Source organism: Sulfuricurvum sp., from assembly GCF_036279695.1.
Lineage (GTDB): Bacteria > Campylobacterota > Campylobacteria > Campylobacterales > Sulfurimonadaceae > Sulfuricurvum.
Window position 1 is genome coordinate 1 of the sequence record NZ_DASUIQ010000095.1, and the last position, 18,115, is coordinate 18,115.

General features: G+C 47.2%; 18 protein-coding genes and 1 other RNA gene. 4 read left to right on the top strand and 15 right to left on the bottom strand.

Annotated features, from left to right (window positions below; translation table 11 throughout):
- From VFW36_RS09335 to VFW36_RS09395, 13 genes are all read right to left on the bottom strand, one after another.
- Nucleotides 1–800 (bottom strand): DegT/DnrJ/EryC1/StrS family aminotransferase (locus VFW36_RS09335; RefSeq protein WP_329658543.1); only part of this gene is annotated, 800 nt, incomplete at its 3' end.
- A complete protein-coding gene (locus VFW36_RS09340) occupies nucleotides 797–1,744 on the bottom strand; it encodes a Gfo/Idh/MocA family protein (RefSeq protein WP_329658544.1) in 948 nt (315 codons plus the stop codon). The genes VFW36_RS09335 and VFW36_RS09340, both read right to left, overlap by 4 nt.
- A 65-nt stretch (nucleotides 1,745–1,809) precedes the next feature.
- Nucleotides 1,810–2,835 carry a hypothetical protein gene (locus tag VFW36_RS09345; protein ID WP_329658545.1) on the bottom strand — a complete coding sequence of 342 codons (1,026 nt, stop codon included), beginning with the start codon at nucleotides 2,833–2,835 and terminating at the stop codon, nucleotides 1,810–1,812.
- On the bottom strand, nucleotides 2,817–3,851 hold the full coding sequence (pseI, locus tag VFW36_RS09350; RefSeq protein ID WP_329658546.1) for a pseudaminic acid synthase: 1,035 nt from the start codon (nucleotides 3,849–3,851) through the stop codon (nucleotides 2,817–2,819). The genes VFW36_RS09345 and pseI overlap by 19 nt, the downstream gene beginning before the upstream one ends.
- Nucleotides 3,848–4,315, bottom strand: a complete 468-nt coding sequence (gene pseH / locus VFW36_RS09355) for a UDP-4-amino-4,6-dideoxy-N-acetyl-beta-L-altrosamine N-acetyltransferase (protein ID WP_329658547.1) — start codon at nucleotides 4,313–4,315, stop codon at nucleotides 3,848–3,850. Before pseH ends, pseI begins: the two co-directional genes overlap by 4 nt.
- On the bottom strand, nucleotides 4,281–5,144 hold the full coding sequence (gene pseG / locus VFW36_RS09360; RefSeq protein ID WP_329658560.1) for a UDP-2,4-diacetamido-2,4,6-trideoxy-beta-L-altropyranose hydrolase: 864 nt from the start codon (nucleotides 5,142–5,144) through the stop codon (nucleotides 4,281–4,283). Before pseG ends, pseH begins: the two co-directional genes overlap by 35 nt.
- A complete protein-coding gene (pseF, locus tag VFW36_RS09365) occupies nucleotides 5,141–5,827 on the bottom strand; it encodes a pseudaminic acid cytidylyltransferase (RefSeq protein WP_329658548.1) in 687 nt (228 codons plus the stop codon). Before pseF ends, pseG begins: the two co-directional genes overlap by 4 nt.
- Nucleotides 5,828–5,837: 10 nt before the next feature.
- A complete protein-coding gene (gene pseC / locus VFW36_RS09370; RefSeq protein ID WP_329658549.1) occupies nucleotides 5,838–6,965 on the bottom strand; it encodes a UDP-4-amino-4,6-dideoxy-N-acetyl-beta-L-altrosamine transaminase in 1,128 nt (375 codons plus the stop codon).
- Between the two features lie 2 nt (nucleotides 6,966–6,967).
- Complete coding sequence (gene pseB, locus VFW36_RS09375; protein ID WP_329658550.1) at nucleotides 6,968–7,975, bottom strand: UDP-N-acetylglucosamine 4,6-dehydratase (inverting); 1,008 nt, start codon at nucleotides 7,973–7,975, stop codon at nucleotides 6,968–6,970.
- A gap of 54 nt (nucleotides 7,976–8,029) precedes the next feature.
- Nucleotides 8,030–9,427: a flagellar filament capping protein FliD gene (gene fliD, locus VFW36_RS09380; protein WP_329658551.1), complete on the bottom strand. Its 1,398-nt coding sequence runs from the start codon at nucleotides 9,425–9,427 to the stop codon at nucleotides 8,030–8,032.
- A gap of 87 nt (nucleotides 9,428–9,514) precedes the next feature.
- Entirely contained in the window at nucleotides 9,515–10,204 is a 690-nt protein-coding gene (locus VFW36_RS09385; RefSeq protein WP_329658552.1) for an SDR family oxidoreductase, read from the bottom strand.
- A complete protein-coding gene (locus VFW36_RS09390; RefSeq protein WP_329658553.1) occupies nucleotides 10,186–11,205 on the bottom strand; it encodes an SPL family radical SAM protein in 1,020 nt (339 codons plus the stop codon). The genes VFW36_RS09385 and VFW36_RS09390 overlap by 19 nt, the downstream gene beginning before the upstream one ends.
- On the bottom strand, nucleotides 11,174–11,959 hold the full coding sequence (locus VFW36_RS09395; protein ID WP_329658554.1) for a hypothetical protein: 786 nt from the start codon (nucleotides 11,957–11,959) through the stop codon (nucleotides 11,174–11,176). Before VFW36_RS09395 ends, VFW36_RS09390 begins: the two co-directional genes overlap by 32 nt.
- Nucleotides 11,960–12,020: 61 nt before the next feature.
- On the opposite strand from VFW36_RS09395, the gene ffs reads away from it, so the two are divergent.
- Nucleotides 12,021–12,118, top strand: an RNA gene (ffs, locus tag VFW36_RS09400) — signal recognition particle sRNA small type.
- A 9-nt stretch (nucleotides 12,119–12,127) separates the two neighbouring features.
- On the opposite strand, the gene msrA is transcribed toward ffs, so the two are convergent.
- On the bottom strand, nucleotides 12,128–12,655 hold the full coding sequence (gene msrA, locus VFW36_RS09405) for a peptide-methionine (S)-S-oxide reductase MsrA (RefSeq protein WP_329658555.1): 528 nt from the start codon (nucleotides 12,653–12,655) through the stop codon (nucleotides 12,128–12,130).
- Nucleotides 12,656–12,981: 326 nt separating this feature from the next.
- On the opposite strand from msrA, the gene VFW36_RS09410 reads away from it, so the two are divergent.
- Both VFW36_RS09410 and VFW36_RS09415 read left to right on the top strand, forming a co-directional pair.
- Complete coding sequence (locus tag VFW36_RS09410) at nucleotides 12,982–13,647, top strand: response regulator transcription factor (RefSeq protein ID WP_329658556.1); 666 nt, start codon at nucleotides 12,982–12,984, stop codon at nucleotides 13,645–13,647.
- A 3-nt stretch (nucleotides 13,648–13,650) separates the two neighbouring features.
- Nucleotides 13,651–14,907 (top strand): ArsS family sensor histidine kinase, encoded by a 1,257-nt coding sequence (locus VFW36_RS09415; RefSeq protein ID WP_329658557.1) that lies wholly within the window; start codon nucleotides 13,651–13,653, stop codon nucleotides 14,905–14,907.
- On the opposite strand, the gene VFW36_RS09420 is transcribed toward VFW36_RS09415, so the two are convergent.
- On the bottom strand, nucleotides 14,834–17,425 hold the full coding sequence (locus tag VFW36_RS09420) for an ABC transporter substrate-binding protein (protein WP_329658558.1): 2,592 nt from the start codon (nucleotides 17,423–17,425) through the stop codon (nucleotides 14,834–14,836). The two genes, VFW36_RS09415 and VFW36_RS09420, sit on opposite strands and share 74 nt — an antisense overlap.
- A gap of 100 nt (nucleotides 17,426–17,525) precedes the next feature.
- On the opposite strand from VFW36_RS09420, the gene VFW36_RS09425 reads away from it, so the two are divergent.
- Nucleotides 17,526–18,115 (top strand): homocysteine S-methyltransferase family protein (locus VFW36_RS09425; protein ID WP_329658559.1); only part of this gene is annotated, 590 nt, incomplete at its 3' end.

An 18,115-nucleotide genomic window follows, 5' to 3' on the forward strand; every position in this document is an offset into this window, starting at 1 on the left:
CGGGCAATAGAGGCTTCGATCTCGGTCATTCGGTAATTGTAACCGACCATGTTGATGAGTTCTGATTTATCCTTGATCCCCCGTGCGGAGAGAACCGCTTCGGCATGGTTGCGGATCAGGCGGATTTTATCGGCTAGCATATCGTCATCGGTCACGATAATTCCCCCCTCTCCGCTGTGGATATGTTTGTGGTAGTTGAGCGAATAGACCCCAATATCACCGAGCGTCCCCGCGTATTTATCGCCCAGCATCGCTCCGGGGGCTTGCGCCGTGTCCTCGATCACATAAAGGTTATATTTTTTGGCTAACGTATTGATCGCCTCGGCATCGTAAGGCTGTCCGAAAATATCAACGACAATGATCGCTTTGGTTTTCGCAGTAATCTTGGCTTCGATGCTTTTAACATCCAAACAATAAAAATCCTCTTCGATGTCGGCAAAGATGGGGATAGCACCGTAGACGAGAGCGGCCGTTGCCGATGCGCTCATCGTGTAGGCACTGACGATCACCTCATCCCCCGGACTGATGCCGCACGCTCCGACTGCGGCATAAAGCCCCGATGTCGCGGAGTTGACACTGATCGCGTGTTTGACCCCGAAATACGCTGCCCATTCCGATTCGAGAGCACGCACTTCGGGACCACCGAAAAAGTCATCATGCCATGTCCCCAAAAAGGTAGAGAGTTTGCCGCTGCGCAAGACACGCAAAACCGCCTCTTCTTCTTCAATCCCGATCGTGTTATAGGCGGGAAACGGAGTCGTGCGGAGTTTCTCTCCGCCGTTTATGGCGAGTTTCTTCATGGGTATACCTTGGCAAGCGTTTGAAAAATGATCTTATGGATATGAAAATGCTCACTCAGAATATTTTTGCACGTCTCTTTGCTTTTACGGAGTAAGAACTCCACCGAATCATACGCATAATTGGAGAGATTGGTAAGTATACTCTCCTGCAATGCGAGGGAAAAATACCCCTCATAGGTCGAAGGGACACGCGAATAGATCTCGATTTTATCCCCTCCGTCGAGTATTTTTATCACACCCGTTTCAAACCAAAAGGTAATCTCAAATAAAGAGTACGGCGGATGGCTGAGAACCGAAATAGCTCCGTCACCACGCTCGAGTGATATACCGAAATCTCCGCACAGATCATCATGGCAAAACGATGCCCGAAACGGTTTTATGGAGGTAACATTCCCTAAAAAATGGCTCAATACCGCGATCATATGGGAACCGTTGTGGAGCAGCCCTTTCGTACAGACCCCTTGAAACCCTAACGATTTGCCGAACTCACCCTTTTGAATCCGATCGGCGAGGTTGATAAAAGCACTGTTATATCGTCGAATGAAATGAACCAGTATTTTTTTATCGCTGTGCATAAGAAGGGTGAAAAGGGAAGAGAGTTCCTCTTGGGTAGCGACAAGAGGTTTTTCACACAGGATCATGGAGCTGTCACTACGCTTGAGCAATGTGGTTAGATCATAAAAATGGGATTTCGTGCTTGATGAGATAGAGACAATATCATACTCCTCATCCGAACCGATCTCATCAATCGTAGCATAACGATGCACCTCTCCCCACCGCTCCATAAATGCGAAAACATTAAGTTCTGAGGGTTCACAGATCGCATGAAGCTGCGTATCCGGATGCTTTTTATAGGCATGCGCATGACTCGCAACCGCTTTGGATGTCGGAGAGTCGATAAGTCCGCCGATACTTCCGGCGCCGATAATCAGTGCTTTATACATTTCGCTCTTTTTGTAATTTATTTTTGAACGCCAAAGGAATAAAATCCCTTTGTCTACGCTAGCCGCTAAGGCACTAAAGCTTGCCTCTTTGAGGCAGACGTTTTTATAAATAAAGCAAAATCCATACCGAAATCATCACTACTCAAAGGCGAAGCAGTGAGAAGTTTAGGTGAGATTTTTGATAGGGTACGAACCTGCCGTTCACTCGGAAGCGGGAGTAAAAATTCTCTGTTTTTTGAGGGGAGATACGAAAGGACAGGAGACCCTAAAAGTGCCGCGATATAGAGCGCCATCGTATCGAATCCGATGATCATTTTGGCATTTAAGAGCTGATCGGTTAGCTCACATACCGCCGCGTCATTGATTTGAACCCGAATATGGGGATAGGCTTTGAGGATCTTTTTATATCCCGATCCCTTGTCACTCGGGTGGAGCCGAATCGTGAGCCCTGCACACCCAAAGGAATCAAAATGTTTCAATATCTCCTCTAGGGCGCTGAATTGGGTAAATCCCCAGTAGTTTTTGTCCCCGTAGGTACGCAATGCGACCGCATCGGTCGGTTCGCTCAAAAAGAGAAGATTGTTATTGGGATGAGCCTCTTTTTGAGATGCCCGAGCAATCGTATCGCGCAGATAAAAATTTTTAAATCCTACTGGGTTTGGGAGATTGAACGACTCCACAAGCAAAAGGGCTTTTTGATCCGCAACCGCCGTAAAATCCCCCAGATTCTCTTCCCAACCGACATCGGGAAATCCGAACCGCTCACGATAGTTGCTCCAATGATCCAAAAAAGCGACTGTAGAAATGGCGTGTTCTTTGCAAAAACGGACATAGGGGCGCTCAATCTTCTCCTGCCATCCCGTTCCGAACAACAGCAGATCGGGCCCAATGGCACGAAGCTGTTGCTCGGGATCAGCGATAGGGGTAAAGGGGAGATTATACCGCTCACACAGTCGCCCCATAGGACTTTGCGCTATCGCGAAAATATGCCACGAATAAAGATCAAAATACTCACGAATAAGTGCGCACAGTATCTCAGAGCTTCCCGCATCATGGGATACGACGGCAATCGTCATAGGATGTGATCCCAAGAGAGCGGTGTCCCTTTGCCAATATCCTCTTTGAATTTTTTCCCTATTATCTCTGTGAGATGTTTGGGGGCTAATCCGAACCCCGGACGGACAGATCGGACGTTTAAGGCACTGATGGTTTCGCCCGCTTTCACATCTTCGGAAATAAACAGACTGCGCGAAAACTCCCGCGATTTCAAACTCTTCGGACTTAGTTCGTAGGTCACTTTCCCAAAAAGTTTTTCGCTGTCGCGCACCGCATCCACCATCGCTTTAAACTCATGGGGTTCAAGACTAAACGCACTGTCTGCGCCCCCCATACCGCGATCGAGAATAAAATGCTTCTCGATCACCCGTGCTCCCAAAGCAACGGCGGCAACAGGGGCAGCCAAACTCATCGTGTGATCGGAGAGCCCTACATTCACGCCAAAGCGGGTTTTCATATCGCTAATCGTGAGGAGATTCATCTCCTCTAACGCGGCAGGATAAGCGGAGGTGCATTTGAGCAGTGTGATCTGGTCGTTCCCCACACGCCGACACGCATTCAAAGCCTCTTCAATGTCGCTCAGGGTAGCAATTCCAGTGGAGATGATGATCGGCTTGCCTTTGGCGGCGGTGTATTCGATGAGTGGAATATCGGTGATCTCGAAACTGGCGATCTTATACGCCGGAACGTCCAAGTCGGATAAAAAATCGACGGCACTGTTATCAAACGGAGAGGAAAATGCCTCCATCCCGAGACTTTTGGCATGATCGAAGAGAATGCTATGCCACTCCCACGGAGTCATCGCTTCGGCATAAAGATCGTGAAATTTCCGTTTGTCCCAGAGCGTCCCCTGTGAAATCGTAAACATCTCACTGTCGCAATCGAGGGTTATCGTGTCGGGAGTATAGGTTTGGAGCTTGATCGCGTCGGCACCCGAAGCCTTCATCGCATCGATAGTTTGTAATGCGGTATCGAGTGACCCGTTGTGGTTGGCGGAGAGTTCGGCGATGATAAATACTTTTTCATCCGTATTATGGTGTCCAATCTTCATTCTCTTCGCTCCATGATAATCATCTCTCTCCCCTTATAAAATGCTCGCACTGTCTCTGTAAAATCGAATTTTTCGTACAAATGTTTAGCCCGCTCGTTGTCGGCGAAAACACTCGCGATCAACATTGTCACCCCAAGCGTTGAAAAGCCATACTCGATCAGACCGTTCATCAATGCTTCGCCCACTCCGCGCATCTGTGGGTTGGCATAAATCCCGATTTCGGCAGAGTTTTGGGTAATATCGGTAAAGTCGATCACACCGATCGATTCACCCTCTCGCTGAACCAAAAAATAGCGTTTATCCGCTCTGTTTTTTAACGATTCCACAAACTGCAGATGATTTTCCAGCGAAATCTCATCATCGCTCAGCATCCAACGCCGAATATCGCTATGGTTACGCCACGCTAACACCGTTGTTAGTAGCTGTGTATCAAGTGTTGTAAAATCGAGCAATCGCACTTGCATCCCACTCCTTTAGCACGGTATACCCCTCTTTTTCCAAATAGACAAACATATCCTCTTGATTAGCCACCGTTTGTACGGCGATAAAAGGGATCTCCATAAACAACACCTCATGCACCATGACGCTCGGGGTGATGATCGCCAAGCTACTTTGATGGAGGAGTTGCGCGATCCGCGCAGAATCGACCTCCAACGTGATATTTTTTTTCGTTTGGACAAAGGTTATGAGTTCATTCACATGGGCATTTCCCGATGTTGTGACGACACAGACTCTCACATCATCGTTTAGGGTTGCGAGGATAGTCATCGTCGCATTGGTCGGATCGGTTCCCCCCATCGCAATAAAAATATCGTAGAGTTTTTCTCTATCGATTTGTTTTTCGGTTTTAAACTCATCGCGTATCAGCGTGTACTCCGCACCGCAGCAAAGTTCACACTGTTCAGGAACCAATCCACGGTATCGAGTCGAATCCGCCGAGATATTGTGGTTGAGGAGAATGTCGCAATAGTGAGCCTCATAGGTATCATCAAACGAGAGGACAGTAACTCCGCAAGCATCTTTGATTTTTTTCTCGAAAACGGCATCGATACCGTAGTGATCGAACACCACCCTATCGATATTTTGCTCTCGTATAAGGGCTATCAGTTCATCGGGATCATTCGATGTTAGAAGGTCGACGGGATAGGGAATCTGATCGATGATATTGCCGCTCAAATTTTGGCAAGCGAACCGTACCGTATCCTGCGGATGTTGAGCCGCAAACACCACATCGCGCATAATGTGACCCAATCCGATAGCGCTCGAAGAGTCGGCGCGGATAAGGAGGTTCATAGCGCTTGGAGCACTTTGTGCATCAACTCGGCGCGCGTCCAGTCCTCTAACGTATCGATGTCCTGCACCAAATGGCGCGGCAAAACGATCGTTGTCGCCGCATCGGAGAAGATCGCTCTCCCCTCCAGCCATGCGTCCCGCGTCCCCCAGTAAAATTGTCCCACATCGTGATACGCCTCTTCGAGATCTTGTGAGCGCGTTGCGAAATGTTCCGGATAAAACATTTCGATATTTCCCCTCTCGTCACGCTTCACGCCGCGCTGAATCGGAAACGGGAACGTCGTAACAGGAAAAGCGTACTGTTTGTTATGGGTGACAAGGGCGTTATAGCCGTTTTGAATATCTTCTGCGCGGATAAACGGGGCTGTAGCATAGATACAGCAGGCGTAATCGATAACCGAATCGTTTTGAAGTGTTTGGATGGCGTGAGCGATAACGGGAATGGTCGCAGTGTGATCGTCACTCAGCTCTTTGGGTCGCATAAAAGGGATCTCGGCACCGTAACTGCGTGCCACATCGGCTATCTCTTCATCATCGGTAGTAACCACGATACGATCAAACAGTCCCGATTCCTGCGCCGCTTTGATACTGTGGGCGATGATGGGAAGACCGGCAAAAGGTTTGATATTTTTTCGGGGTATCCGTTTGCTTCCGCCACGGGCGGGGATAATGGCGACACGCATTAATGCTCCTTTAAAAACTGCACCCTCTATGGGCGTATTTTTCAATCACGTCAAGAACCGTATCGGCAACCATACGGGCATCCTCCATACTCATCTTTTGATGACACGGGATAGAGAGTTCACTTTTGTAAAAATGTTCCGTATTCGCCAATCGCTGTTCACCGAAACGCTCTTTATAAAAACTGTTTTGATAGATCGGTTTGTAGTGAACCTGAACCCCTAATCCCCGTGTTTGCAACTCGGTGAAAATATCCTCTTTCGCGCAGTGCAATGCAGGAGATAGAAGCAACGGATAAAGGTGGCGCGCGCTTTGCTCATTCGGGTCAATAGTAATCGTAGCAAAGAGTTTATGACCTGCAAAACGCTCATCGTAATATCGGGCGATTTCATTGCGCGTTTGGAGAAATCGATCCAGTTTATGCAGCTGAGAGTGCCCCAACGCAGCGGCAAATTCGGTGAGACGGAAATTATGCCCCAAACTCACCATGTCAGAGTTCCAAAGCTGTTTTTTGATTATACCGTGTGAACGAAAGAGTTTGAGTTTTTGTGCGAATGCTTCGTCGTTCGTTACCACCGCACCCCCCTCTCCCGTCGTGATCGGTTTGATCGCATGGAAGCTAAAGATCGTCATGTCGGCAAAGGAGCCGATTTTTTGGTTGCCGATACCGCTTCCCAACGCGTGGGAAGAATCTTCGATGACGAGGAGATTGTGCTTCTGGGCTATTTCTTTGATCGCCTCAATCGCAACCGGTTTACCGGCAAAATCGACGGGTACAAGGGCGCGCGTTTTGGGAGTGATGAGCGATTCGATCAACGATTCGTCGATGTTTCCGTCCATCTTAATATCGCAGAAAACAGGCTTTGCCCCGAGCGCAACCAGCATATTCGACGTTGCGACAAAACTGATCGGCGTGGTAATAATCTCATCGTTTTCCGAGATTTCCGCAACGGCATACGCACCCAACAACGCCGACGTCGCCGAATTAAAAGTGACACAATAGCGCGCACCCGTATACTGGGCGATCATTTCTTCAAACGCCTCGACCCTCGCACCTTGGGTGAGATGGGAGCTTTTTAAGACATCCACAACGGCGGCAATATCATCCTCTTCGATAAACTGCGTTGAGTACGGAAGCACGATTACTTCTCCTCATTTTGTGTAAGGGCGATTTTTTCGAGCAATGCTTCGGGAGTGAGCCACTCGGTGTTGGTTTCAGAGCTGTATTTAAATCCGTATTCGACGGGTGTTCCGATCTCTCCGCAATTGTTTTTCGAAAAATCGGCCGCTTCGGTAAACTGGATCGTCGGTTTGATCACATAGTGGTCGTGAAACTCCAATGTGAGATGGGAATCATCCCGCGGACACATCACTTCGTGCATTTTCTCACCCGGACGGATACCGACATTTTTATGGGGAAGATGCGGAGCAATCGCGGTAGCGACATCCACCACTTTCATTGACGGTATTTTCGGGATAAAGGTCTCTCCTCCGTGCATACGCTCGAAGTTTTTCAAGACAAAATCGACCCCCTCTTGGAGAGTGATCCAAAAACGTGTCATCCGCTCGTCCGTGATAGGGAGTTCGCTCGCCCCCTCGGCAATCAATTTTTGAAAAAACGGGACAACGGAACCGCGGGAGCCCAAAACATTCCCGTAACGGACAACGGCGAATCGAATATCTTTTCCCCCTCGGATGTTGTTCGCCGCGACAAAGAGCTTATCGCTTGCGAGCTTGGTGGCGCCGTAAAGGTTGATAGGACTGGCAGCTTTATCGGTGGATAGGGCAATAACACGGCTAACACCGCAATGCAGTGCCGCATCGATCACATTTTGTGCGCCGTTGATATTGGTTTTGATACACTCCATCGGATTGTACTCGGCAATAGGGACATGTTTGAGCGCTGCGGCATGAACCACATAATCGACCCCGCTCATCGCACTCTCAAGCCGTGAAAGGTCACGGACATCTCCGATAAAATAACGCATACACGGATCGTTAAACCGTTGTGCCATTTCGTATTGTTTGAGTTCGTCACGGGAATAAATAATGATTTTGTTCGGTTTGTAGTGTTTTAAAATCGTTTTGACAAATTGTTTGCCAAAGCTTCCGGTTCCGCCGGTAATGAGAATATTCTTTCCGTTGAGCATTGCATGTCCTATCAACTGTAGATGATAGGGTTAAGCAAAATCAGTACCAATACCTTAATTTGAAGTACCGTTAACCGCCATACTGATTTGTTGTGATAACGATGAGAATTGATTGTTGAGTTTACTGATAATGGAATCGTATTGAACAAAACGAGCCGTCATCGCTTCATAACGAGCATCCAAAAGAGCCTGAGCACGCGTTTTGTTAGCGTTGAGTGATTTCAACGCCGCGTCCGAACCGGAGGTTAAATTACTCATCACTCCGCCGCTACCGGTATAACGGGTCATCAAAGTTCCTAAGCGCGTAAACACGCCATCTACTTTATTGGTATCATCAGCAACATTACTAAAAAAGTCATTGGATGCCGCAACATCCGTATTGTACTTTGTCGTAAACGTAGCGCTATTGAAACTCATAGTTCCGCTTTCATTCAGATCAATCCCGTACTGTGCCAACGAGTTCCCGTTACTATCCATAGAGGTCATAAGACGGGTAACTTCTCGACTAATCGCATTAATGGAGCTATCCCCGTTAAAAACACCCACTTTACCGGCTGCTACATCGGTCGTTGTCATATCTCTGAGTTGACCGGTCAACGTATTGTAGCTTTGGACTAAATTGGTCATTTCCGAAGATACGGCTGCGACATCTTGCGTAATGGCAATATTAGCCGTTGAGGTACTATCAGCCAAAAGATTAACCGTTACACCGGTGATAATATCGGTAATGGTATTAGAACTTCGGGTCAATGTAATCCCGTTATATTTAAAGCTTGCATCCTGCGCCGTTTGTATCGATTGCACTCCGGTCGGATTGGTCGTGGCATCGTACGTCGAATAGAGTTTGGTATCCAGTGTCCCGCCGCTCGAATCACTTAACGTGATGGCCTGAGCAGCTCCCGTATCGGCAGAGCGTAAAACCAAACGATAATCATTTGTTCCGACTTGAAGGGTTGATGCTTTAATTTTACTACCGGCTTGAGCATTAATTGCATCTTTCAATTCATCAAGCGTCATACTGCTCGTGTAAGCAACCCCATACGAAATACCGCCCGATGTCAACGTAAGAGTACCGCTTCCGGTAGCAACCGTTGTACTCGTAGAGCTAAATGCACCGGATTCTTTGACATCATTCAAAGCTAATTGCGTATTTGAAATATTGAACGATTGAACACTAACCCCTGATGCAGCGCTAACACTGACATTGCTGGTATTACCCGAAACACTCCTTGATTGGTACAAAGTATCATTTCCCAATGCATCCACACTGGATTTAAAGGTAGACAAGAGACTGTTCAATAGTGTCAGCGCTTGCCCTTTTTGCTGTTGAAGGGTAATTTTATTGGTGATAGGGGTAATCATACCGGCTGTATCAGCTGCTTTGAGCTTATCGATGACATCCGATGTTAAGACATTTGAACCGATCCCGAGTGAGCTAATAGTCCCTGCCATCACAAATCCTTTTGCATTTCATTATAGTCTATATCGACCGAAACGATCAAATATTTAGTAAATAGCCCTAAGCAAAAAAGGTTCCCGCTATGATTTTTTCGTTATCCCGAATCGTTGAGAACGGATGGTCAGCTCAGTCACACAAATCCCATCACGCATATCCAAAAGGTTTTGAACCGCTTGGGCAATGTCGGAGGTGAGCAGTTTGGTATCGTCCTCTTTGGCAACCCCGAATCGAAACCCGTCAAAAAACGGCGTTTCAGTCATATCGGGGTTGATCGTGACCACTTTGACCCCGCTGTTACGGGTCTCTTCAAACAGCGTCAGCCCAAAAGCCCGAAGCCCCGCTTTCGTTGCACTGTAGAGAGCGGAAAATTTGGAGTGGCGGGTTGCTTCAATGGAGGTGATGTTTATGATCATCCCTTTGGACTTTTTGAGCGGGCGCATCAATGCGTTTGCAAGGAGGATAGGGGTGGTAAGATTCAAAGCGATCATATCGGTGATTGTTTTGCTGTTCAGCTCCTCATGCGGTTCAAACCGTCCGAAACCCGCGGCATTCACAAGGATTTCGAGATCATCAATCTCGGAAAGCTTTTTTTGGAGAATATCGACGACCGCCATATCACTCAAATCGCACGACAAATGATCAAATAGAGGATGGTGAATATCCCCTCTTCGACGGCTCAAACCGATCACCGTATATCCGTTTTTTAGCAATACCTGTGCTATTGCTTCTCCGATTCCGCTGCTGGTTCCACTTACGATTGCCGTTGCCATGTTCGGATCCTTTTCAATGGTAGATAGTGAGTTGCCTTGGCTAAAAGTCTCTCTAAAATAGTGTTTTCGATTGCTTCGGGATACGTTGCCATCTCATCGCTCACCGCATAGGGATAAAATGCGACATCGCTTCGGCGAAGCTTCTTGAGAGAACGAAGATGGCTCTGGGACATACGGAAACTCCCCAATGTGAGATGTTCGATTGATTTGGGATCGATGGTACTGAATATCTGATCAATCAGTGCAGGATAGAGACTATCAAAGTTTTCGGTATAAATCACCGGATCGACGCACAGTCGTACTTTCCACCCCAAAGAGAGCGCTTCACGTACTGCACCCAGCCGTTTTTCGAGACTGGGGGTAGCGTGTTCATATCGATCGATAATCTCTTGCGGAGAGAGAGTCCATGCGAGTGTGACTCTCGGATTGGGAGGAGACGATTTTAGCGATTTGATATTGGCGCTTTTGGTGCGGATTTCGAGATGAAGCTGTTTCTGTTCTGCGGCAAACTTCAACCATTCGCGTGTTTGGTGTGTTAGTGATTCGATCGCCAGCGTATCGGTGTCGTACGATGTCGCGACGAGCGTATCTCTTAGCAAATAGGGGCGCAGCTGTTCAAACGCATCTTCGAGATTAACGAATAACACTGTGTTAGCCGAAGGGTAAAGTCCCTGCAAATAGCAGTAGTCACAATCATACAGACACCCCATCACACTGGAGGCGTAAAAAAACTGCTCATGACCGAACCCGTCACTGTATTGAGACCCCTCATGCAAAAACTTTCCCTCTTTTCGGGCAAGAATCAGTTTTTTAGAATGACTTTGCGCCGCGAAACTCTGAGAGGGGCGGTTAAACACCTCTTTGTAGTGATCGATCACAATCACCTGCGAATCGCCGAATTTGGCACGGATCATCTGAGTCTGCGGATGCTCTAAAATACTCCGCTCAATATAGAGATGCGAATAGAGCTTAGGCGGTGAGTTGTGTGATGAGTTCTTCAAGCAATCGGCTCCTTTCGCGTTTGGAATCGGGAATATCCGGATGGACTGACAACGCACTTTGGGGATGTTTGAGCCGAAAATAGATCAACGCATCGTCGAGTGCAGAGGCTTGGCTCTTGGTAAAATAGGTTTTCAAGAGTTCAATCTCTTTTTGTTCGCGCTCACTAAATAACGGTTCAATGTACTGCACCTTTTCCAAAGCGGTGCACACCTCATCCAAGCGGGGTATATTGGATCGCACTAACTCGATTACACCCTCTTTGGTTACTGTTTCGGGGGTGAAGTGATCGGAGACAATCTTGATAAATGCCATTTGGTGCAGTTTAAAAAATCGTGATGCCGCTTGAAGAATAGAAGAACTTTCCATGTCGACAGGATATTCATGCAGTATCACTTGTGCGTCATCGACACATTTGAGTGAACACTCGCGTAATGAATGGGTATAGAGAATATCGGGATAATAGCGTCTAGCCCCATCCTGTATTTGATGAATCAGAAGCGCTTCACCGATCTCATACGTGAGCGGGGCGCCGCAAATCCCGATATTGATCATACAATCTTCAAGATTTGGAATCCGCCATCCGAGCAACGCACTCACCGCCATCAGGGCATTGGATTTGCCCATACCGCTCACGAGCAGTACCATCTGCTCATTTGTATAGAGGGTATAAGGGAGCGAGGTGTCCCGTTTGAGATGGTAGTAATCGACCAAAGCTCTCGCTTCGGCATCGAGTGCGGTGATGAGATAAATCATAGATTTATTATAGCAGTATGTCTTGCATTTGTAGGTTTAAACGGCTATAATTCGGCCAACTCTTCTAGACCTGTGCAAGGGTATGGACGGACAACGTGTCAGGGTAGGAATACAGCAGCACACCCGTTCATGTTTTGTGCCGCAGGTATCTGGGAGAGCCACTTCGACTTAACCTCTTTTTACTTTATCTCCAAATTTTCTCACAAATTTTTCAATTTTCGGTCCAATCACGACATGGCAATATCCTTGCGTCGGATGTTCACTGTAATAGTTTTGATGATATAGCTCTGCCGGATAAAACTCAGGCGCAGGTGATAGCTCCGTGACGATAGGATCATTCCACTGTTTTTGTACCTCAGCAATCGAGGATAGAGCTTTGGCTTTTTGAACCTCATCGTAGTAATAAATAACGGAGCGGTATTGCGTCCCCCGATCGGCCCCTTGGGCATTCAACGTGGTGGGGTCATGGATTACCCAAAAAATCTCCAAAATTTCCTCATACGTAATCATAGAAGGATCATACGTGATCTCCACCACCTCCGCATGCCCCGTAGCACCGCTGCACACCTGCTCATAACTGGGATTTTTACGCGCACCCCCCGCATAGCCGCTGATGGCACTTTGTACCCCCACCACACGGTTATACACCGCTTCAATACACCAAAAACATCCGCCGCCCAAAAGTGCTTTTTCCATATTTTTTCTTCTTTTTGGGGTGATTATCTCCCCTCTGCGCTGTTAGGGTGTTGAAAAAAGCGTTCTGCCTTGAGACTTTAAGTTACCGTTCCGTAACGATTCACCGATAGACTACCGTTTATAGATCAAACAAAGGAGACCAAAATGGAAAAAATGACCCCGCTTGAAAAAACGTTGGTTAAAAAACTACGTCGATCCAAACGCGCCAGCTGGATGGTTGACTAACACCCTTTTTTGCTCACAGTGAGCAATAATCTTCCTCTTTCCCTTCCGTTAACATTCATTACGTCATACTTTCAGGATAATACCTCACGATAGGACTCCCGATGCTTCAAGCTCTGATGGTCGAAGACGACCCCGATATAACAACCCTGCTGGTCAACTACCTCAGAAACTACGGAATAGCGCTCAATGCCGTTTCAACTCCATCCGCCGGATTAAATCTCCTCGATACCGACCATTTTGATTTGATCATTTTGGATTTGACATTGCCTCAGATGGACGGATTGCAACTGTGCCAGATGATCCGTCAAAAAACCGACATCCCCATCCTCATCTCCAGTGCCCGAAGTGACATCAACGACAAGGTAATCGCACTGGAATACGGAGCGGATGATTATCTCCCAAAACCGTACGAACCGCGTGAGCTGATCGCACGGATCAAAAGTGTACTCCGCCGCTATCGTCCGAGTATGGAGAAAAAAAACAAACCTTTCGTTTTGAATGAAGAGGAACAAACCATCCTTTATAACGGTGAATTGCTCTCTCTCACCCGTGCCGAGTACGAGATACTCTCTCTTTTTATTCTCCATCCGAATCAAACCCTTAGCCGCGACTTTCTCTCCAATAATTCAGAGGCGATCTCATGGGAGAGTTCAACGCGAACCATCGATGTCATCATCAGCCGCCTCCGTCAAAAAATTGAAAAAGACCCTAAAAATCCCCGTTTTATCCACTCCATACGGGGAAGCGGCTACCGCTTTTCAGGATAAATCATGTTCCAGAGTATATTTCTTCGCATCACCCTCTTTTTTCTGGTCACATTTGTCGCCATGTGGATCGGTTTTTTCGCAATCCATCAAAAACTCATCCAAGAGCAGACCGATCGCCTCGAAAAAGAGGGGGGAGATCTCCTCTTGGTTCTGCGACAGAGCGTTCCGCTGGAGTTGCCGTTGCGACGCACTTTTTTACAAGAGCACGGATATAGCATTGCCGAACCCCATCCGGCGCTGATCCAAACGCTCCGAAACGCATTTGAGGTGATCCCGACGCGCTATCCCGAAGAGATCAAAGATTCCATGCGCGAGGGGCGTATTCAAATTTTAAAAGATGATAACCACCTCTACATCTACCTCACCAAAGCGACTCCGCCTCTGTTGGTGATCAAAGCCGATGTCGCAAAAGCACCCCTTTGGCCGGACATCCTTTTTGTCTCCCTCTCCGTTGCACTGGTGTTACTCTATTGGCTGATCATCAAAACCCTTTTCCCGCTCAAAACGATCACTCAGGCGATAACCCGATACGGTAGCGAGGGAGTTTATACCCCTATACAGAGCCGAAAAAAGGATGAAATATCTCTCGTTTCTCGTGCACTGGACAGTGCAATGGAGAAAAATCAAGCTCTCCTAGAAGCGCGAAAACTCTTCTTACGCAACATTATGCACGAACTTAAAACTCCGATCACCGTGGGTAAGCTTTCGTTGCCGTTTATCAAAAAGTCTGAAGAAAAATCAATTTTGGAGCGGGCATTTTTTCGGATGGAACATTTGATCGCCGAGTTGGTTCGATTGGAACAGATCACCTCGGGGTCACTCGCCCCTCATCTGCAAACATGCGATCCAAAGGCTCTTCTTGAGCGGGCAAAAGGGTTGCTTTTTCTACGCGATGAAGCTATCGAGCTATCCATAGACGGCACCCCCATCGTTGCCGATTGCGAAGTGATGGTCACCGTTTTCAAAAATCTTATCGACAATGCCATCAAATACAGTTCAGAGGGGAAAGTGTATGTCTCTCAAACCAAAGAGTGCATCGTCTTTTCCAACCGAGGAGAGGCGTGGCCGAGCGGATGCACGTTACAAAGTCTAAGTGAGCCGTTTTTACATCAGCATGAAAATCAAAACAGTTTCGGATTAGGGCTTTATATCATTAAATCTATTTTGGATGCCCATAATTTCACCCTCAACTATCGATACGAGGAGGGGTTCCATCGCTTTGAAGCGGTATGTTTGAATCCGCTCTGCGCTCTCGATTAAGGCGGATTTCAAAACAGGCACCCTTAGAGGTATTGTAAACACTCAGCTTTCCTAAAAAGTGTTTTTCAATAATCGTTTTAGCCATGTACAATCCGATCCCTGTCCCTTGGGATTCAAATTTGGTCGTAAAATAGGGGTCAAATATTTTATCGATGATTGATGCAGCGATCCCGCCCCCCGTATCTTCAACCGCGATAGTATAGTAATGCTCATCACTGATACATCGTATACGAATGAGCCGCTCCCTCCCGCGATGGTGTTCAATCGCTTCACGGGCGTTATTGACGAGATTTATAAGAACCTGCTTGAGCTCATTCGGATAGACCAAAACCTCGATAGTGGGGTCTATGTCCCGCGTGACACTGATTTTTTTTCGCACCAGCAACGGACCTAGTAATGCCTCTACTTCATTGACCAATGCATTAATATTCACCAAAACCTGACTACGGTCTTGTTTGAAAAAATTCCGGAAATCATCGATCGTCTGCGACATATATTCGATTTGCGCTTCGGCAATCTCAATCACTTTTGCCGATTCGCTTTTCCCCTCTATCGCACAACTGAGATTGAGCCGTGTCATCGAAAGACCGAGAATATTAAGCGGCTGACGCCATTGGTGAGCGATCGATTCGAGCATCGAGCCGATCTCCGCCATTTTAGCCTGCTGCATCAACAACTTTTCCTGCTTGCGATTGTTTTCAACCGCCTTTTCAATCTCATCCTGAAGCCGTTCATTAAACGTCTGAAGCTCCGTTGTCCGTTGACGTACCAATACGTCAAGGCGACGATTTTTATAAGTGACCAACAAAAATAAAAAGACTAAAAATCCGACTATCCCCCACACCACACGATAGTCAACCGGTTTTTCATTTGGATTGACAAGCGCTCTTCCGTGTATCTCTTCGTATTCGGCAGGGGTGATAGAAGCAAACACTTTATCGGTAATAGTGGCCATAATTCCCCAGTCATTCCGAAAAGCAAACGCGACGTCATAGCGAAGCGGAGTCTCACCTGCAACTTTGATATTCTTTAGATTATGGCGCTCCATCAAATAGCTAACAACACTCAACCCCTCAACACACCCGTATACCTCACCCGAAGAGACTTTTTGCAGTGCTTCAAGCGATGTATCGGTTAATACGGGGATAATATTCGGATAGTTTGTACGCAAAAACTCCTCACTCGCATACGAGCGGACAATCGCCACTTTTTTCCCGCGAAGATCGTTCAAGTCGTTGACGTATCCGACTCTGGAGTTGGTAACGATAACCATCGTTTGTTTTAGATAAGGGCGACTAAAGACCAAACTCTCCCGCCGACTATCGGTAATCGCAGCGGCAGAGAGCATATCGAGTTCTTTGTGTTTAACGGCATAAATCGAATCGCTCCAATGTTCACGAGTATAATCGATCTCAAAACGGATACCGAGCCGTTTTTCAAGAAGATGCAAATACGACGCACTGATCCCCGTGTGTTTCCCCTTTTCATCCACCGATTCGATAGGAGCCCAATCGTGATCGATACCGACACGGATCACCGGATGGGCTTTTAACCACTCTTTTTCCTGCATACTTAACTGTAGCCCGTCATGCTTATAGAGCAACGGTTCAAACGGCGGAATCGATTTAACGACCCCCATCAGACGATACCCCTGAGCGATCATCTCCAATCGTACCGGATCAATGGAACCAAATGGTGTATTTGCTCTAAATGCACGCTCTTTGAGTACTTTCCCCTCGTAAATAAGCGCTTCGAGTGATTTATGCTGAGGATTGTAATCGCGATAAATCAGTGCCGCCGTCTCTTCGATATGATCGAATGCCCAAAGCCACCCACGCAATGAGGCATCATGAAACGCCTTTGCACGCTCGGGATGAGCCGCAATTTCGCCTTTTGTGGTAAATAAAAAGTCGCTGTAGTAATCAAAACCATACTCTTTGGGATCAATCAGTGCCGTTTCTATCCCCGATTGTGAGAGTGTAAACGGCTCATTTGAAGCATACGCAACCATCGCATCGGTTTCACCGCGCGCTAACGACATCGGATCATACGAATGGGGTTGTACTTTCATATCTTTCGTGCTCAAACCGACACTTCTGAGCATCGCCTGTATTTCAGCCCATTGCACCATGTCGTTGGTTAGCATTACCCGTTTGTTTTTTAACTCTTTCGCGCCATGAATATTCGCATCCTTGCGGGTTAACAACACCATTGGGGAAGATTGATAGATAGCGGCCATTAGCACTATAGGATCACCGTTGATATAGTTGACGAGCAGCGAGGAGTGTCCCACCCCGTATTGTGCTTTTTTTGCCAAAACACTTTTAACGGGAGAGTCTTTTTTATTCGCTTCCAAGAAGGTGACATCCAGCCCCGCATCGGAGTAATACCCTTTCTCTTTTGCGGCATAATAGCCCGCAAATTGAAACTGATGGAGCCATGGAAGTTGGAGGGTTATCGGCTCTTTCGCCCACACCGAAACACTAACAATCAGTAAAAATAAAAAAAGTTTTTTCATGTTTATGAGTGTATCCAAAGAATTATATTTTCATACTTAGAAGTACTTATGCTCCTTTTAGATAAAATCGTAACACTATTTACACCACAAGGTCTCTGCTATGTCCCTCAAACAAACGCTTCTTGAAACCATCTCCCGCCGCCCCCTCATCATTGACGGCGCCATGGGAACGCAACTTCAAGAGCGTGCCGATAAAATTCCGCAAAGCGCGTGGGAAGGTTTGGAGGGATGTAACGAACTTCTCAACGTCACCGCTCCAGCGGTCATGAGCGATATTTTTCACGCTTACCTCACCGCAGGTGCCGATCTTATCACCACCAATACCTTCGGTGCGTTTAGCTGGGTACTCGATGAATACGGGATCGGACATCGCGCGTATGAACTTTCGCGTGCAGGTGCGGCAGTTTGTAAGACAGAGTGCGAAAAGTTTTCCACCCCTGAACATCCCCGATTTGTCCTCGGTTCTATCGGACCGGGAACAAAACTCCCCTCACTCGGACACATTCACTACGATGAGATGTATGCGGGTTATTTGGAGTGTTGTTTGGGACTCATCGACGGCGGATGCGATATTTTCCTCTTAGAGACCTGCCAAGATCCGCTCCAAATCAAAGCGGCACTCCACGCCTGCGAAGCGGCGAATAAAGAGCGTGGGACAACTTTGCCTATTATGGTCTCGGTCACCATCGA

Coding starts and splice junctions, on each gene's coding strand:
- VFW36_RS09420 (WP_329658558.1), bottom strand. CDS start 17,425: ATGAAAAAACTTTTTTTATTTTTACTGATTGTTAGTGTTTCGGTGTGG.
- pseI (WP_329658546.1), bottom strand. CDS start 3,851: ATGAAGATTGGACACCATAATACGGATGAAAAAGTATTTATCATCGCC.
- VFW36_RS09415 (WP_329658557.1), top strand. CDS start 13,651: ATGTTCCAGAGTATATTTCTTCGCATCACCCTCTTTTTTCTGGTCACA.
- msrA (WP_329658555.1), bottom strand. CDS start 12,655: ATGGAAAAAGCACTTTTGGGCGGCGGATGTTTTTGGTGTATTGAAGCG.
- VFW36_RS09385 (WP_329658552.1), bottom strand. CDS start 10,204: ATGGCAACGGCAATCGTAAGTGGAACCAGCAGCGGAATCGGAGAAGCA.
- pseB (WP_329658550.1), bottom strand. CDS start 7,975: ATGCTCAACGGAAAGAATATTCTCATTACCGGCGGAACCGGAAGCTTT.
- pseH (WP_329658547.1), bottom strand. CDS start 4,315: ATGCAAGTGCGATTGCTCGATTTTACAACACTTGATACACAGCTACTA.
- pseF (WP_329658548.1), bottom strand. CDS start 5,827: ATGCGTGTCGCCATTATCCCCGCCCGTGGCGGAAGCAAACGGATACCC.
- fliD (WP_329658551.1), bottom strand. CDS start 9,427: ATGGCAGGGACTATTAGCTCACTCGGGATCGGTTCAAATGTCTTAACA.
- VFW36_RS09340 (WP_329658544.1), bottom strand. CDS start 1,744: ATGTATAAAGCACTGATTATCGGCGCCGGAAGTATCGGCGGACTTATC.
- pseG (WP_329658560.1), bottom strand. CDS start 5,144: ATGAACCTCCTTATCCGCGCCGACTCTTCGAGCGCTATCGGATTGGGT.
- VFW36_RS09395 (WP_329658554.1), bottom strand. CDS start 11,959: ATGATTTATCTCATCACCGCACTCGATGCCGAAGCGAGAGCTTTGGTC.
- VFW36_RS09410 (WP_329658556.1), top strand. CDS start 12,982: ATGCTTCAAGCTCTGATGGTCGAAGACGACCCCGATATAACAACCCTG.